Genomic DNA, 16721 nt, shown 5'->3' with positions numbered 1-16721 from the left:
TAAAAGCATTTAGTTTACATAAAACAAGTAAAAAAATAAACGATAATACGAAGCTTTTGTTGTGCTTTTTCACAAATTATGAATATGTTGTTATCTAACGATAGTCATATTTAGAATAAAACGTTTTCTTTGACTGTTATATTATATTAAACTAAGGTTTCGCACAATAAAATATCCGCCCTGAAATAACAGAGCGGATAGAGGATATTTTTGTATGCAATAATATGCGAGCGAAAAAGTCACCCTTACGGGTTTATTTAATCCTGAAAAACGTCGGTGAAGTAGCCTGCGTTGGAGATAGGTTCATTGCCGCCTGCAAGATGCTTTGTACAGCCCATGACGTGGCATCTGAAAAAGCCATAGTCGCCCTCACGCTCCTCACAGCCGAGGACTGTCACGGAGGTAGGCTGCATATTGAAGCCGTGCCACATATTCATGGTGGAAATGCCAAGGATATGTCCTATCATCACCATTGATACGGCGAAGTGACAGAAGAACACAAGGGTTTCATCGCTGTGCTTTTCAATGCGGAACATACCGTTCTCGTGGATATAACCATGGTCGGCAAGAAGCTTATCAATACCCTCATGCACCCATTTAAGCTGTTCTTCAACATTGCCTGTCTGCATATAGTCGGACTTGAACCAATTATTTCGGTCATAGTATATCTCTTTATCCGCCCACTCGGTGGGGTACATATCCCATGGGATACGATGTCCTCCATCAGAGGTGGGTATTATGCCGTTAAATTCTCTCAGCCATGGGAGAGTTTCCGCTGTATCCCCACGAAGTTTCAGGGAATATTCCGCTGTGAGCTGCGCTCTGCCAAGGGGAGAAACGTAGAACTTTGAAACGTCCCAATTCTTTACACGCTGTGCAAGAAGCTCTGCTTCACGCTTGCCCTTTTCTGTAAGGGTATCATGAACATAATCGGGATCGCCGTGTCTGATAAAAATAAGCCGCATAAAAATACCTCCTAGTTAGTCTGCCATTGGTTTTATCTCGGCGTTATATGCTCTTCTCAGGAAGAACAGCGACGCCAGGATCGAGAATACCTCGGCTATCGGGAACGCCCACCAGATAGCGTCAAGCTTGCCTGTAAGGGAAAGAAGATATGCCACAGGAAGAAGCACAACGAGCTGTCTTGTAAATGAAACGAGCATAGAGGAAAGTCCCTTGCCAAGAGCCTGCAATGATGAGATTATGATTATATCAAAGCCTGCGAAGAAGAAGTGTGTGCTGATTATACGCAGGGCTGTTACGCCTATGCTTAGCATATTATCGCTTGCGTCAAAGAGTTTCAGAAGCTGTGCAGGGAAAAGCTGCATTATGATAGTGCCGACTATCATGATAGACACAGAGTATATCATGGCGTATTTTATTGCACCGGTGATACGCTTTTTCTTTCTTGCGCCATAGTTATAGGCAACGATAGGGATAAGACCATTATTAAGTCCGAAAACAGGCATGAAAACGAAGCTCTGAAGCTTGAAATACACACCGAAAACTGCGGCGGCAGTGTTTGAGAAGCCGATAAGTATTTTATTCATGCCGTATGTCATGATAGAAGAGATAGACTGCATTATGATGGACGGCAGACCGACAGCGTAGATCTTCTTGATTATTTTCGCCTGCGGTCTATACTTCACAAGGTTTATGGTTATCTCTTTGTTGAACTTCATATTGAAGAAAAGTCCGAAAGCTGCAGCGGTGAACTGACCGATACAGGTAGCCACAGCCGCACCTGTTACGCCCCACTTAGGGAAGAAGCCCACGCCAAAGATAAAGCAAGGGTCGAGGATAATATTTATCACTGCGCCTATTCCCTGAGTATACATTGAATAGATAGTTTTACCTGTTGCCTGCAAGAGTTTTTCCATGGTCATCTGGCAGAAAAGACCGATACTCAGCAGACTGATGACAGTGAGGTACTGGTCGCCGTATTCGATGATTATTTTGCTTGAGGTTTGTGAGCGATAGAAGATCCCGGTGAAAAATGCACCGAAAACCACGAAGATAGCGAAGTTCACAAGGCAGAGGAAAATGCCGTTATTGGCGGCGCTATTGGCTTGTTTGAAGTTCTTTTCACCGAGTGATTTTGACAGCAGTGCGTTGATACCGACACCGGTGCCTGCACCGAGGGCTATCATAAGATTTTGCACCGGAAAAGCCAGTGACACGGCAGTGAGTGCGTCCTCGCTTATTTTGGCAACAAATATGCTGTCAACGATATTATAGAGTGCCTGCACGAGCATGGATATCATGATCGGCAGGGACATTTTGAACAGCAGATCGCCTATGGGCTGCGTTCCCATTTTATTTTCTCTTACTTCTTCCATTTTACGATTCCCACCTTAGAGTTACTTTTTCTTAGAATTTATACTTTAACTTTTTTATTATAGCATTTTTATACGAAAGTTGTATGAATTATTTGTTAAATCAGCACAAATCGGGTGGTGTCCTCTATGATTCAGAATTTATGCAAGTTCTGAGCACGGGCGAACGCTGTTCGCCCCTACCGATGTTTGTGGGGTTATCAAGGGTTGTGAGATAAACAATAATGCGAAATGTCAAGGGCGTGGGCTGTCGAGGGCGCCAGCCCCTACAATGCTTCGAGATAGTTTGTCTTACCGCAAAATCGCTACGCTCGGTGCAGAGGGCACAACTTTGGTCAGCTTTGCTCATTCCTCACTCCTCACTCCTCATTCCTCATTCCTCATTCCTCATTCCTCACTCCTCATTCCTCACTTTACTCGCTTTACCGCTTGACGAAACCACTGTAAAGTAGTATAATATAAGAAATGCTGCTTATGCAAATTCTTTTACGGAGGTCCTTTATATGGAGAAAAAACCGTTTTATATCACTACCCCGATATATTACCCTTCCGGTAATCCTCATATCGGTCACTGCTACACCACTGTTGCCTGCGATTCTATTGCCAGATACAGACGTATGCAGGGCTATGATGTCATGTTCCTCACAGGCACTGACGAGCATGGTCTGAAAATCGAACAGAAGGCTGCTGAAAAGGGTGTTACACCTAAGGAATATGTTGATGAGATAGTCAAGACTTTCAAAAAACTTTGGAGCTACATGAACATCAGCTATGACAGATACATCAGAACTACTGACGATTATCACATTGAAACTGTTCAGAAGATCTTCAAGGCTCTTTATGACAAGGGCTACATTTACAAGGGCGAATACAAGGGCAAATACTGCACACCTTGTGAGAGCTTTTGGACTGAGTCACAGCTTGATGAGAACGGCTGTTGTCCTGAGTGTCACAGAGAGGTAACAGAGGCTAAGGAGGAGGCTTACTTCTTCAAGATGTCGCCATTTGCTGAGAGGATAGAGAAGCTTCTCACTGAGACTGATTATCTCCAGCCTAAGACTAGAGCCACTGAGCTTGTAAACAACTTTATCAAGCCCGGTCTTGAGGATCTTTGTGTATCAAGAACCTCTTTCAAGTGGGGTATTCCTGTTACATTTGATGACAAGCACGTTGTTTACGTTTGGATAGACGCACTTTCCAACTATATTTCTGCACTTGGTTTCTGGAACGAGCAGTACAATGATTTTGACAAGTTCTGGCCTGCTGACGTTCACATGGTAGCAAAGGATATCATGAGATTCCATGCTATCATTTGGCCTGCAATGCTTATGGCACTTGATCTTCCACTGCCAAAGCATCTTGCTGTACACGGCTGGATAACATTCAACGGACAGAAGATGTCCAAGTCTTTGGGCAACGTTGTTGACCCGTTCATTCTTGGTGAGAGATATGGTGCTGACGCTATCAGATACCACATTCTTCGTGAAATGGCTTTGGGTGCAGACAGCTCATTCTCAAACGAGATAATGATAAACAGGATAAACTCTGACCTTGCAAATGGTCTTGGAAATCTTGTTTCAAGAACTGTAGCTATGGCTGACAAATATTTTGGCGGCACGCTTCCTGCTGACAGAGAGGCTGGCGATTTTGACGCTGAGCTTATTGCTGAGGCTGAAGAGCTTAGAGCAAAGGTCGATGAGTTCATGGACAAGACTCAGATAAACAATGCTTTGGCTGAGATATTCAAGGTAGTATCCAGAGCTAACAAATACATTGACGAGACAGCTCCATGGGTACTTGGCAAGGACGAGAGCAAGAAGGCAAGACTGGCGACAGTTCTTTACAATCTGCTTGAAACTATCAGGATAGTATCAACGCTTCTCAGCAACTTTATGCCTACAACAATGCCAAAGGTATGGGAGCAGATAGGTGCGGCTGAGAGCGACATCACATACGAGAACGCCGGCAAATTCGGTGTACTTCCTGCTGACGTTACAGTTCACAGGGGTGAGATCATCTTCCCAAGAATTGACGTTGACAAGGAGATAGAGGAGCTTAACAAGATAATAGGCAGCAATGCAAAGCCTGAGGAAAAGGCTGACGATGGATTTGATCCTGCGCCTATAGCTGACGAGATAACCATAGATGATTTTGCAAAGGTAGATCTGAGAGTTGCTCTTGTTAAGGACTGCGAGAAGGTAAAGAAGTCCAAGAAGCTTCTTTGCTTACAGCTTGACGATGGTTTTGGCGGCAGGCAGGTAGTATCAGGCATTGCGGCATGGTACAAGCCTGAAGATCTTATTGGCAAGAAGGTAGTTATTGTAGCCAATCTGAAGCCTGTGAAGCTTTGCGGAGTTGAGTCAAACGGCATGATATGTGCGGCTGACACACCTGACGGTGCGGCAAGCGTTATTTTCCCGGATCAGGACTTGCCATGCGGAGCTAAGCTTAGATAAAAAAATTTATAAAAAAATAAGGAGCGGATTTCCGCTCCTTATATGCGTCTGTAGCTCAGTTGGATAGAGCGCAAGACTCCGACTCTTGAGGTCGCAGGTTCGATTCCTGTCAGGCGCACCAGCAGGGGCGAGCCCCTGTACCATATCCGCTATCATTTATGGTAGCGGATTTTTTTATTTCCGCCCATAGGCGTGATATGCTGTGAGAGTTATATGTTCGCCGTGGTGGGCGATTTACGCCCAACTTCCTTTTAAATCTTACTATTACGCCGCTAGGTGTAGTTAATTGTTATTTTTACTTTGTAAGTGCTTGCACCTGCACCAAATCCGCTATCATTTATGGTAGCGGATTTTTTCATTTCCGCCCATTGGCGTGATATGCTGGGAAAGCTATATGTTCGCCGTGGCGGGCATTTAAACCTTACCTTGTGTAAGGTGTTTTATTAATTGCATATTTCATTCAGGCACTTTGTCACTTGCCTGCGCAGTTCTTCTCCTCCAAATGGAAAGCCGAACTCTGCGGCGGAGCTTCCCCACTCAGGTGGGTGCTTCTTTGAGCCGTCAAAATAGCGGCTTTTCACCACGCCACGATAACGTTTTGGCATTTTTGCCGCAAGCTCCTCACATTCTCTCAAGCGAAGCTGCACCTTTGCAAGGTCAAGCCACAAGTCAGTAAGTTTTTTCCCTCTGTGGGCTACCCTGCCGCAATGCTCCCCCACTGCGGCAAGCTGTGAGGACATTTCGCAGATATCTTCTTTAAGCTTCCACTCCTGCCACCTTAGTTTGCGATACTGTGAAAGCTTTCGCAGTGCGGCTGTATTAACTCTGCTTCCACCGCTTCTGAAATTATATCGGCTCGCCGAGGGTGCAAGCCTTTTTATGGAATTTACCTCTACGGAATAATCTATATTATCGTACATTTTTCTCCTTTCGCCTTTTTGTACAGACATTTGGACAGTTAGTATGATATACTGTAAATAAAATAAAGCAATGACATTTCAGATAACCGTTTTCTGTATATCTCTCGGGGCGGAGATGTCAAAAAGGGGGGCGGTTTATCCTCTTGACTTTTACAGGAAAATGTATTATAATTATATCAAAGCCAGCTTTTTATGCAGATATCTGTACTAACGATACATATAGTATACTACAGGTTTCTGCAAAAGTCAATAGCTATCAGCAAATTTGATACAGTTTTCTGTATTTTTGTGAAATGGTCACAATTGGAGGAAGAAAATATGACTGAAATGTACAAAAGGATAAAAGAACTATGCGAGGAGAACAATATGACGGTATCGCAGATGTGCAAGGAGCTGTCTATAACGAGGAGCTGTTTATCTGAGCTGAGCAAAGGCAGGACGGAACGACTTTCCGCAGAGAATTCTACAAAGATAGCGAACAGATTTGGAGTGAGCGTACAATATCTTATATCGGGCAGAGAGGAAGATTTTGACACGAAGCTGAAATATGCATTATTCAACGGCACGCTTGGAGTGACGGACGAAATGTTTGACGAGGTCAAGCAGTATGCAGAAATGGTCATGCTCAGAGAGGAAGCAAAGCGCAGAAAGGCTGGTGAAAAGTGAGAGATGACGAACATACAGGAATTGTATGATATTTGCAGTAGAGAGAACATAACTATAGATTTTATTGATTGTCCAAAGTGCGGGGCGATATCGCTTTTTGGCGCAGGTGGCTGTGCGATCGGCATAGACAACCAGACGCCTGCAAGGCTTTTGAAGGAGCGCACTGCTCACGAGATAGGTCACTGCGTAAAGGGTGCGTTTTACAACAGATACGCCACGGCAGACAACATCTCACAGCATGAATACCGAGCAGACAAATGGGCGATAGAAAATCTTATACCGAAAAGCGAGCTTATCAAAGCCATAAAGAAAAATCTGGACAGTATTTATCTGCTTGCGCAGCATTTTGATGTGAGCGAGGATTTTATGATAAAGGCTTGCAGGTATTATGGGGTTTATTTTGGGTAGAAAAATACCGCCGAGGGAGTTAACGCTCTCGGCGGTATGCCTTTTTTGTTATCTTAATAAAAGACAAGCTATTCCATAGATTTTTACCATTTGCACAAAGGCAGGCTATTCTGATTGGCTATTTTATATATTTTCAGACAAAAAAAGAACCGCTCAAATGAGCGGTTCTGAAAATTCAAATCACGATTACCAGCTTGTAACCTTTGAACCAAAATCATGATTAGCCTTATCTGGATCCTTGCAAGGATCAGGATACTGACCAAGAACACCACTAGTTGGTGTCTGAACGTCAGACCACTGAGCATACTCAACGTTACCTGAAGTACCGATAGAATATACGCACCAACCAGCACCGTCGCCATTGTCCTTAAGAGCCTCGTATACAGCCTTACCAAGCTTATCCGCTGTGGTTGTACCAGTAAGAGCACCAAGAGTTGTCTTGATATTTACAGCAGCTGTCTGACCGTCGCCAGAACCAACTGTTTCACCGTTTACGAGCAAATCAGCAGCCTCGTTGTTTACAGTTGTGAAAACGAGCTTAGCGTTTGAGTTAGCTGTCTTGAGCTTTGACTTCTTTACATAGTTCATCATTGTAGGAACGAGGATAGCTGCAAGAATACCGATGATAGCGATAACAACTACGAGCTCTACAAGGGTGAAACCTTTTCTGTTAGATTTCTTCATAGAAAATCCCTCCATAATAAATTAAATAAATTTGTTTATAAAAGTGCCGCAAGCCGATTTAAGCAGCTACTTTCCAATAATTAAGCGGCTTTCGGAGTTCTTTGCGTTCTCCTTATCACCATGATTAAAGTATACATCATCTTGTCCAAAATGTCAATAGTTTTTTAGATTTTTTCTCAACTTTGTTCAACTTGACGAAAATCACGTTTTCATTCAGACAAATTGACGATTGATAACACTGTGTTGACATTTTCATAAAAGTCTGTCACACACTTTGTCACACACCTTTTTATGATGTATCACCTTACATCGTTCTTAATTATATCTTAAAACAAATAAATTGTCAAGACTTATTTAACAGTTTCGTTATTTTTGTGTACTCTGTACACTTCTCATTCATTTTTTGAATACAATTTGCACTATTTGTTTCGCGTATTTAACTATTTGTATAATTCCTTCATCTTATTATACAGATTTTCAGAAGCGTTTTCTATCTCCGCCCTGCCATAATAAAGCGACTCGGAGATGCTTATAAAAATGTCAAGTACCCCCTGATCTTCAAGCTTCGGGGACATTATTTCAAGCTCCTCTGAGTTTGCCATTTTCTCGTTGGCTTTATACTCTATCCCGTCAAGCATATCCCTCGCTTCAAGGGCTTCCAATGCCGCCTTTGATGCAGGCACGCCCTTTCCCATGCCCTGCAGGAGGGCCATTTCCTCACCGTTCACAAGATAGTCAAGAAGCTTTGCGGCTTCCTCAGGGCACTTGGTATTTTTCTTTATGGCATAAACGCTAGTGGGCTTTTTATACCAACCGCTGCTCACTGCCTGCTTATGCTTTGGATAGTCGCCTATAACGATGTCAAAGCCAAACTTCTGAGCAGGATCGCAGTAATACTCTGCGTCTGATATCCAGGAAGCCACGCCTGCCGTCAGGCACTTTTCAAGATCGTTCCTATCGAAATCCCACGCAGGCTTTGTGACCTTTTTATTCAGCATTTCCTGATAAAAGGCGAGCATGAGCCTTACGTCCTCCAAGGTATACTGAAACTCGCCGCTGTCAGATAACATTTTTCTTCCCGTTACCTGCTCCACATACGCCACAGAGCTGAGATAAGCCGCCTTTGTCGTCATTTCAACAGGATACACCTCATCTGACTTCATGACCTCTGCCGCATTTATAAGGTCAGACCAATTTTCAGGCAGGCTCAGACCGTAGCTGTCATACATCGTCTTATTGTAATAGAAGGTTATACAGTTCGTACCGGTAGGCAAGGCATTGAGTTTGCCGTTTATAGTGCCATATGAAAGGCTGTCATCATCAAATGCTGAAAGATTTATGTATTCCGACAGCTCATTAAGGTCATAAAAGTCCTCGCCGTCGGGAGAATATTCATAGAGCCAACTGTAGTTTAACTGCATGATATCTGCGGTGGTGTCAGAGAAAAATTCCACGTCCATTCGTGTTTTGAAGCCGTCAAAGTCTGCATACTCAGTTCTTACCACAACGTCCTTATTGCTGTTCTGATAGGCTTTAAGCCCGTCGAGAGTATACTCGTTGCGCACGTCCTTGCCCCACCACGAGAAGGACACCTCGGTCTTTACATTATGCTCCATTCTTCCCTCAAACAATGCACAGCCCGTCATGACAGTCACTGTGCAGATCGCCGAAGCGGTCAAAGCCGCACACCTTACAATGCGTGTTTTCAACTGCGGCTCACCTCTTCCTCTTTTTTATCATATATCACCGCTCTTGCATCCTCACTGTGTTCTGCTTTCTCGCAGGCTTTTTCTGCCATTTCATAAAGCTCATCATAATCGTCGCTTGTTTCAGGGTAGACCGACGCACCCACTGCACATTTTATGTAGCCCCTGTCATCGTCAAGGCAACATTTCTTCAGCTTATCGTTAAGCTCTTTAACATAAGCCCTCACATTACCATAAGCTTTAACAAGGTCAAAGTCCGTGTGGTCTGCAAACAGAGCAAACTCGCCCTCCCTGAAAATTCCGCAGATATCGCCCTCCTTGCGGTTCTCCACCAGTATTTCAGCGACCTTTTGCTCAGCTTCCGCCACTATCTCCTCGCCATAGTTGAGCCTTATAAGCTCCAGATTTGTTATTTTCACGATAATAAATGCGATAGTCGAGCCTGAGATACAAGTTTCCATTTTATCCATAATGCTGTTTTCGGTATATTCCGCAGTGAAAAGCCCTGTATTTTCGTCCACCTTTGGATATTTTCCAAACTTCGGTCCGTTCTGCGGGTCGTTATCCGCCGCCGCTGCCGCAGATATCATAATAAATATGACTGCACAGCAAATAAAGATACCGAAGCATTTAAGCCCTGTTCTCACATAGTGACGCAAAGTGTCTGACATATCCACGGTAGTAATGACCACCCAATCGTCACTGCAATCATCAATAGCACAGATAGTAGTCATATCCGAAACGGTGACTCCGGTGCCTCCCTCAAGGAATTTAGAGAGCTTATCATCGAGCTTTTCGCCGACAACACTTTTTCCGTCGTTAGCATAGATTATCCTGCCATCATCATCACACAGCATGGTATTTATCTCGCTGTAATTGTCAGAGGGCAGAAAAACAAGATCAAACTCCGTTGAAAACACGGAGGAGATAAAAATAAGATCGTCATTTATCCTGCCTGCAAAATACACACGCCTGTAATTATTGTCCTGTCCCGTGAACCATTTTATCTTGCTGTCCCCCATAAGAGCGGAAATTCTCTTGTATATCTCATCGTCAAAGATATCCTTTGTACCGTCGGTTATCTTTCCTACATTATGTTCATTACTGCTTACAATGCCAAAATCAGTATAATTGCCCAATGTACTAAGCTCTATAAGCCTCTCAGTGAGAACATTCTCCTCATTAAGCACAGCAAATTCACTCTTTGATGTATCAGTAGGATCATATTTCGCATAGTCCTCATTGCCCATTACAAGCTTGGCAGTGTCCTCCATTTTCTTCATAAAGGCAGCCACATTCTGGTCTGCTTCCGCATTTATGGCAGAGCAAAGCTGAGCCTCTTTCTGAAATGCGTTCACACCACTGTAATAGCAGGCACACGCATACACAAGCAGACAAGCAATGAACAGCACTGACACGCTTGTTTTCAAAATAGATCTTCTATATTTTTTTATTTTATCATACAGTTCAAAATCAGCAGAATTTTTCAAAAGCTATATCACCTCTCAGGCTAAATTATTACAATCATCATTAATTATAACACATAAGCCCATAAAATAAGTGATTTTTTTGTTAATTATTGCTCAATTTGTATTGTACGGTTTATATCTTTTCTGACACGGCACTGTCTGACCTTATTTGCATGGCGTTTCTTTTTGGTTTCCGCTTCAAAAAGCGACAGTGCCGCCCATGCCGCTGTGAACACAATGCCTGCGGCAAACACTGCTCCCATGTTTCTCTCTGCCGCCGCAGCAAGCAGGAAAAACAGCACCATTCTCATTATGGTTTTCATAAGCCACCTGTCGCCGCCTGCACCTGCCGCAACGATAAAAACATTCATCATGATTATCCATATCATTTTTACACACATCCTCATATTTTTCTTTTTCTATTTCGGGGCTGTATGTATGATAACACAACTTGATGAATTTGAGGGGTAATTTTTTGGACAGCAAGTTTTTTGTCGATATGCACAGATAAGAACGTTTGTTTTGATATAAATTCTACAAATCCAAAAGACCCCGCGGCAAAAGCCACAGGGTCTTTCAGAGAAGTAAGAAGTATAATATGAAGAAAAAATTATGAATGGGGAATGCTAAAGTTATGTATTTTTCCATGCCATTTCACTTTTGCCGCACTCTGAAAACTCAGAGCACAGCTTTATGAAATGAAAAGAAGAATAAAGGAAAATTATATATGAAAAACTCCGAAGAGTAATTGGTTGACGGAACTTTCAGTAAGCGCTCAAAGCTTTTGCCTGAGGTCTTTCTCGGTGTTCCTCTGACCTTGTATATATAATACCTGTTCAATATGATAGTTTTATGAAAAGACACTGAAAATAAGCTGATAAGAAAAGCAAAGTGGTTTTCATATAAACGGCTCACACAAAACGCAAGTCAATCCGCCGCCTGCATATTCTTTATCCTGATGTGACAACAAGCACATCTCCCTCTTTGAGCCGCAACCTGCCGTTTGGGATAAGTATACGCCCCTGACGTTTTATCATTACTATTAGGCTGTCCTCTGACATTGTTATCTCTGACACTTTCAGACCGCACCACTCGTGGTGCTTATCAAGGTTCATTTCGCTTAGGACAAAATGACTGTCGTCATAAAAGCCTGCCGCACTGAGCACCACAACGTCCCCTGCAAGTATCTGGGTTTTTCCTGTTGGTATTATCTTCTCTTTGTCACGGAGTATCATAACCACAAGCAGACCTCTCGGAAAAGGTATATCCTTTATCTTCCGCCCTGCCCAATTGCTGTCCGGCTGAACAGAAAGCTTTATAAATTGCACTTCCGTTTCATCGCTGTAGTCATTGAACGTTTTCATTACGTTCTCCTCATCGTCTATCATATCGAGCTTTTTAGCAAACAGCGGCAGAAGCGTACCCTGAATACCGATAGACATAAGCACGATACAGAAAACGATATGGAAAACATCATTTTTCATATATGCGTCATCAACTGTCGCCATGATAGCGAAAACAATGGAGGTCGCTCCTCTTAGTCCTGCCCATGAGATAAGGGCTATCTGCTTCCACTTTGCACCGAAAGGCTTCATGATAACAGTAACAGCCGCAGGTCTTGCAACGAATGTAAGGAACAATGCTATCGCCGCCGCAGGAAGTATTATTGACGGCATTTGTGACGGGAATGCCAAAAGTCCAAGTAGGAAAAACAGCAATATCTGTGTGAAGCCCGTTATTCCGTCAAAGAAATGCACAAGGGCTGTCTTGCCTGATATTTTTGTGTTGCCCAGGACTATTCCCACAATGTAACAGCTAAGATAGCCGTTTCCGCCCACTGCCGAGGGCAGAGCGTAGGAAAGAATAGCTATGGCAGTGACAAAGATAGCGTCAAAGCCTGCGGCGTCAAATCGCACACGTTTTATGAGATACACTGCACCCAAAGATATAAGCGCACCGAAGCCCACACCGAAAAATACCTGTGCAAGCAAGCTCACAACAAAGCCTCCTGCCGTCGCACCGCCCTTCATTACTGAAAGTATTATAACCGTGAGCATATAAGCCCAAGGGTCGTTGCTTCCGCTTTCAAGCTCAAGTATGGAGGCTGTGCCGTATCGCAGGTTCAGCTTTTTGCTTCTAAGTACAGAGAACACCGAAGCGGCGTCTGTGGAGCTTATAACAGCGCCTATAAGCAGACTTTCCAGCCACTCAAATCCCAGCACAAGCTTGCAGAATGCTCCCGTTGCAAAGGCTGTAAGCAAAACCCCTGCGGAAGCGAGTATGAGCGACTTGCCTGCCACCTTTTTAGCTTCGCTCCATTTCGTGCCGAATCCTCCGTAGAAGATTATAAAAACAAGTCCCACCGAGCATATCTCCTCGGCAAATTTATAGTTATCGAACTCTATTTTAAAAAGCCCGTCAGAGCCGAACAACATTCCAAGAAGAATGAACGCCAGCAATGCAGGAAGCCCAAACTTGTCCGATATTTTATTGAAAAACACACAGCACAGCACTATCACAGAAGATAAAATGAGCATTGTGGTCAAGCTTATCACCCCTTTTTACCTTATTATAAAAATAGCGCTTTGGGTATCTTCTACTCAAAGCGCCTTTGCTTGTGTAAATATTATAACATATTCGCCCCTGTGCTGTCAACTTTTTGCCCACATCTTACGGAAATTTTACATTACCCCTTGACAATATCGAACATATGTGCTATAATCGATAGTGAAGCAGTATATCCAAATAAAAAACGCCTGCCTTTTACAGCAGACGTTCGCCTATTTATATCTCGGCTCTTTTATCCTTGTCCAAATTTTTATTTGTAGCAATCGGCAATATCTGAAATAGCGTCCTTTGCCATTTCCACTGCCCTTTCAGGTCCAAGCACCTTTGCCTGTGAGCCGAACTGGAAAAGCCAGCCCCAGAATGTTGGTGCGACCTGCACCTCCTCATTTATATAGAAGGTATTGTCGGAATTTTTGTGACATATGGTTTTCTCACCAAAACGATCCATTACAACATCTATGAGCTTATTGTCAAACTGCAATTGCAGCGTCATAAGCTCGCCGCCGTACATTCCGTAGATAGTCTGACGATTTGTGACCTCCGTCTTCTCCTCCTCGGAAAGCTCCCTCCTAGGGATATCTGTAACAGTGACCTGAGTCATTCTGTCAACTCTGTATCGGCATATCTTTTCATGCTTTTCGCAATAGCACACAAGGTAATAGTTGTCATTTTCCCAAACCAGAGAATACGGTGAAACCGTATACACCTCGCCGCCGTGGCGAAGCTGTTTGCGTTTTTCAACGGTGTATTCGTAATACTTGAAGCGTATCTCCAAACCGCTGAAAATGCCCTCTTGTATGCTGTTTATAGCATAGTATATCTGCTCGTTGAAGGTCTTTGTCCTGTTTGACACATAGACCATTCGGCGCAGATCCTTTGCCTTGTGTTCAGATGTAAGTGATTGTATCTTCTTTAACAGCTCCTTCGATTTCTTCTGTGTAAGAAACCTGCTTGAAGCAACTGCGTCTGCAAGAACATACAGCTCCTCGTCCTGAAACAGCCTTTGAGCAAGATAATAAGCGTTGGAGTGACCGTCCTTAGTTATCTCAATATCCATTCCGCTGTCGCAGAGGGTCTTGATATCGTCATAGATAGTCTTACGCTCAGCCTTTATGCCATAATCGCCCAAAATCTCGATAAGCCTGTTTCCTGTAATGGTGTGCTTTTCGTCTGTCTTGGTCTCAAAAAGCTTTTTCATGGTCAAAAGCTTCTGTTTCTGTCTGGAAACTCCTGTCACTTTATTTTATCCTCCCCGCTGCGTTTCATATCCGAAACCTTAATTCTTGAGCCGTCCGGCTCAATGATCGTCGTGGCTTCAAGCTGACCTGTCAGGTTAGCTATAACGCTTCTGCGATACTCATTTCTCAAAGCCTCACGCTCAGACTTCTCCTCTGAGGTAAGTTCTCTTTTTCTCGCAATAGCAGTAAGCTCAGACAATCTGTTAAGCTTTACTTTCTCCATAAATTTTTACACTTCTCCTTAAAGCTTCACACTGCCCTGTGTTTTTATTTTTATCCGCAGTATTCGGCTCAAAATAGAACGGGCAGCTTACACAATACCGCCCTTTTCATTCAAAAGATGTTCATATCGGCTTTTTTCTTTATTTATATTTATAAGTCCAACAAAACACCCTCAAACAAATTTGCAGATACATTATAACACATATTCCTTTAAATTGCAACGGTAAAATGCACAAACAGTCCGTTTAATTTCCCACAAATTAAACAAGAATTTTGAAAATTGTGTTTATCAAAAAAATCGTCCACAATATATAGTGGGTAAAAAAATGGTCAGAAAACACTGAAAAAGATAAAGAAAGGATTTTTATGCAGCACACAAAGGTATCATACGAGCTTATACAAAACTATATCTCAAGTCCTCATGACACCGAGAAAGATAGTCCCGACCCTGCCTCTGCCATAGAAAACAGGCTCATGCATGAGATAGTACGGGAAAATTTGACGAAACGGCAGAAATGTTATATAATAATGTATTATACAAAGGGCATGACAATGCAGGAGATAGCCGACGCAGAGGGTGTTTCAAAATCCACAGTATCCAGAACTATCGGGCTTGCAAGAAAGCGGATATCCTGCGGCATGAAGCCTGCCATGCTCAAAAGCGCACTGAAAGGAAGATAGCATTGAACGCACCTGTGAATAAATTCGTTAGAGAATATGCAGCGTCAGGCATAGCGAGGTTTCATATGCCCGGTCACAAAGGGCAGAAATTTCATGGTCTTGAGCCGTGGGATATCACTGAAATAAAGGGTGCGGACTATCTTTTTGAAGCCGAGGGGATCATCGCACAGAGCGAAGCCAAAATGGCGGAAGCCTATGGCAGCAGGCGGACTTTTTACTCTGCCGAGGGGTCGAGCCTTTGCATAAAGGCAATGCTTGGCATAGTATGTCGCAGTGGGCAAGGAAAAAAGATAGCTGTTGCCGCACCAAGAAACGTCCACAAGGCGTTTATAAACGCCTGCATACTCCTTGACATTGACGTGGAGTGGATATATCCAAAGGGCGAGTTTACCTCGATCTGTGCAGGAAGCGTTACTCCCGAGGACGTTGAGGAGGTGCTGTCAAGGACAAAGGCAGATTGCGTTTATGTGACCTCACCTGACTATCTTGGCGATCTCAGCGACATAAAGGGCATGAGCGAGGTTTGCAGAAAATACGGAGTGCCTCTTCTTTGCGACAACGCTCACGGAGCTTATCTGAAGTTTCTCCCCGAGAGCCTTCACCCCATGGACTTGGGGGCTGATATGTGCTGTGACTCTGCTCACAAAACGCTTCCATGCTACACAGGGGGAGCAATGCTTCATATTTCAAATCACGCCCCTGCGAATTATGATGATTGCGCCAAAGAGGTAATGTCAATGTTCGGCTCAACAAGCCCCTCCTATCTTATAATGGAGAGCCTTGACCTTTGCGCTGACTATGTGAATGGTGATTTTCCTCGTGACCTTGAACGCACTGTGGAAAGGGTAAAAGTCTGCAAAGATAGGATAACAGCTTTCGGCTGGCATACCATAGGCGAAGAGCCTATGAAGATAACCCTTGCCGCATACAAAAGCGGTATCACAGGTGACGACCTTGCAGACAGGCTGAGGGAATATGGCATCGAGCCTGAATACAGCGACACACAATATGTTGTGCTTATGCCGTCGCCTTTCAACAGCGAAGAGGACTTTTTGAAGCTGGAAAAGGCGTTTTCAGAGATAAAACAGCCTAGGATAAGGCTTTTCGGTGACTTACCCGCTATACCAAAAGGGATAAAACGCATGGGTATAAGGCAGGCGGCTTTTTCGGCTCAGCACACCGTAAACGTGGAGGACGCCTGCGGTCTTATATGCGGAATGACCGTCACAAGCTGTCAGCCATCTGTGCCTGTGGCAGTGAGCGGTGAGGAGATAACACCGCAGGTAATAAAAATTTTGAAAAACTATGGAATTGAACGCATAAATGTGCTATAATATAAGGTGTAGCTAAAAAAGCTATTTTTACAT

Annotated in this window: 15 protein-coding genes and 1 tRNA gene; 6 read left to right on the top strand and 10 right to left on the bottom strand. The window is 43.6% G+C overall.

The genetic code is table 11. From position 1 onward, the window contains the following. Positions 1–257 precede the first annotated feature (257 nt). On the bottom strand, positions 258–965 hold the full coding sequence (locus DW015_RS01070; protein ID WP_117876566.1) for a histidine phosphatase family protein: 708 nt from the start codon (positions 963–965) through the stop codon (positions 258–260). Between the two features lie 15 nt (positions 966–980). Next, positions 981–2339 carry an MATE family efflux transporter gene (locus DW015_RS01065; RefSeq protein WP_117903562.1) on the bottom strand — a complete coding sequence of 453 codons (1359 nt, stop codon included), beginning with the start codon at positions 2337–2339 and terminating at the stop codon, positions 981–983. 500 nt (positions 2340–2839) lie between these two features. Between DW015_RS01065 and metG the strand changes: the two genes are divergently transcribed. Together metG and DW015_RS01055 are read left to right on the top strand one after the other, a co-directional pair. Continuing rightward, complete coding sequence (gene metG, locus DW015_RS01060; RefSeq protein ID WP_117903560.1) at positions 2840–4792, top strand: methionine--tRNA ligase; 1953 nt, start codon at positions 2840–2842, stop codon at positions 4790–4792. A gap of 44 nt (positions 4793–4836) precedes the next feature. After that, a tRNA-Arg gene (locus DW015_RS01055) sits at positions 4837–4913 on the top strand. 322 nt (positions 4914–5235) lie between these two features. Here the strand turns inward: DW015_RS01055 and DW015_RS01050 are convergent. After that, on the bottom strand, positions 5236–5712 hold the full coding sequence (locus tag DW015_RS01050) for a hypothetical protein (RefSeq protein WP_117903558.1): 477 nt from the start codon (positions 5710–5712) through the stop codon (positions 5236–5238). A 318-nt stretch (positions 5713–6030) separates the two neighbouring features. Here DW015_RS01050 and DW015_RS01045 point away from each other — a divergent pair, with 318 nt between their 5' ends. Then, positions 6031–6378 (top strand): helix-turn-helix transcriptional regulator, encoded by a 348-nt coding sequence (locus DW015_RS01045; RefSeq protein WP_022287876.1) that lies wholly within the window; start codon positions 6031–6033, stop codon positions 6376–6378. 3 nt (positions 6379–6381) lie between these two features. Beyond that, on the top strand, positions 6382–6786 hold the full coding sequence (locus DW015_RS01040; protein WP_117858754.1) for an ImmA/IrrE family metallo-endopeptidase: 405 nt from the start codon (positions 6382–6384) through the stop codon (positions 6784–6786). Between the two features lie 186 nt (positions 6787–6972). On the opposite strand, the gene DW015_RS13680 is transcribed toward DW015_RS01040, so the two are convergent. The 7 genes from DW015_RS13680 to DW015_RS01005 all read right to left on the bottom strand — a co-directional run bounded on the left by DW015_RS13680 (position 6973) and on the right by DW015_RS01005 (position 14674). Beyond that, positions 6973–7470 (bottom strand): prepilin-type N-terminal cleavage/methylation domain-containing protein, encoded by a 498-nt coding sequence (locus DW015_RS13680; protein ID WP_242988985.1) that lies wholly within the window; start codon positions 7468–7470, stop codon positions 6973–6975. 440 nt (positions 7471–7910) lie between these two features. Continuing rightward, positions 7911–9179, bottom strand: a complete 1269-nt coding sequence (locus DW015_RS01030; RefSeq protein ID WP_117903554.1) for an ABC transporter substrate-binding protein — start codon at positions 9177–9179, stop codon at positions 7911–7913. After that, complete coding sequence (locus tag DW015_RS01025; RefSeq protein WP_117903552.1) at positions 9176–10666, bottom strand: diguanylate cyclase; 1491 nt, start codon at positions 10664–10666, stop codon at positions 9176–9178. The genes DW015_RS01030 and DW015_RS01025 overlap by 4 nt, the downstream gene beginning before the upstream one ends. An 86-nt stretch (positions 10667–10752) precedes the next feature. After that, positions 10753–11034, bottom strand: coding sequence for a hypothetical protein (locus DW015_RS01020; protein WP_117903550.1), 282 nt, complete (start codon positions 11032–11034; stop codon positions 10753–10755). Between the two features lie 561 nt (positions 11035–11595). Beyond that, positions 11596–13182, bottom strand: coding sequence for a potassium/proton antiporter (locus DW015_RS01015; RefSeq protein ID WP_242993194.1), 1587 nt, complete (start codon positions 13180–13182; stop codon positions 11596–11598). A gap of 281 nt (positions 13183–13463) precedes the next feature. After that, positions 13464–14450, bottom strand: coding sequence for a WYL domain-containing protein (locus tag DW015_RS01010; RefSeq protein WP_117876574.1), 987 nt, complete (start codon positions 14448–14450; stop codon positions 13464–13466). Continuing rightward, on the bottom strand, positions 14447–14674 hold the full coding sequence (locus DW015_RS01005; RefSeq protein WP_117903548.1) for a DUF896 domain-containing protein: 228 nt from the start codon (positions 14672–14674) through the stop codon (positions 14447–14449). The genes DW015_RS01010 and DW015_RS01005 overlap by 4 nt, the downstream gene beginning before the upstream one ends. Positions 14675–15039: 365 nt before the next feature. Between DW015_RS01005 and DW015_RS01000 the strand changes: the two genes are divergently transcribed. Together DW015_RS01000 and DW015_RS00995 are read left to right on the top strand one after the other, a co-directional pair. Continuing rightward, positions 15040–15354, top strand: a complete 315-nt coding sequence (locus tag DW015_RS01000; RefSeq protein WP_117903546.1) for a sigma factor-like helix-turn-helix DNA-binding protein — start codon at positions 15040–15042, stop codon at positions 15352–15354. Positions 15355–15356: 2 nt separating this feature from the next. Continuing rightward, complete coding sequence (locus tag DW015_RS00995) at positions 15357–16688, top strand: PLP-dependent transferase (protein WP_117903544.1); 1332 nt, start codon at positions 15357–15359, stop codon at positions 16686–16688. Positions 16689–16721: the final 33 nt, after the last annotated feature.

The organism is Ruminococcus sp. AF37-20, assembly GCF_003460465.1.
Classification (GTDB): Bacteria; Bacillota; Clostridia; order Oscillospirales; family Ruminococcaceae; genus Hominimerdicola; species Hominimerdicola aceti.
This window is presented reverse-complemented; position numbering and strand designations above follow the sequence as displayed.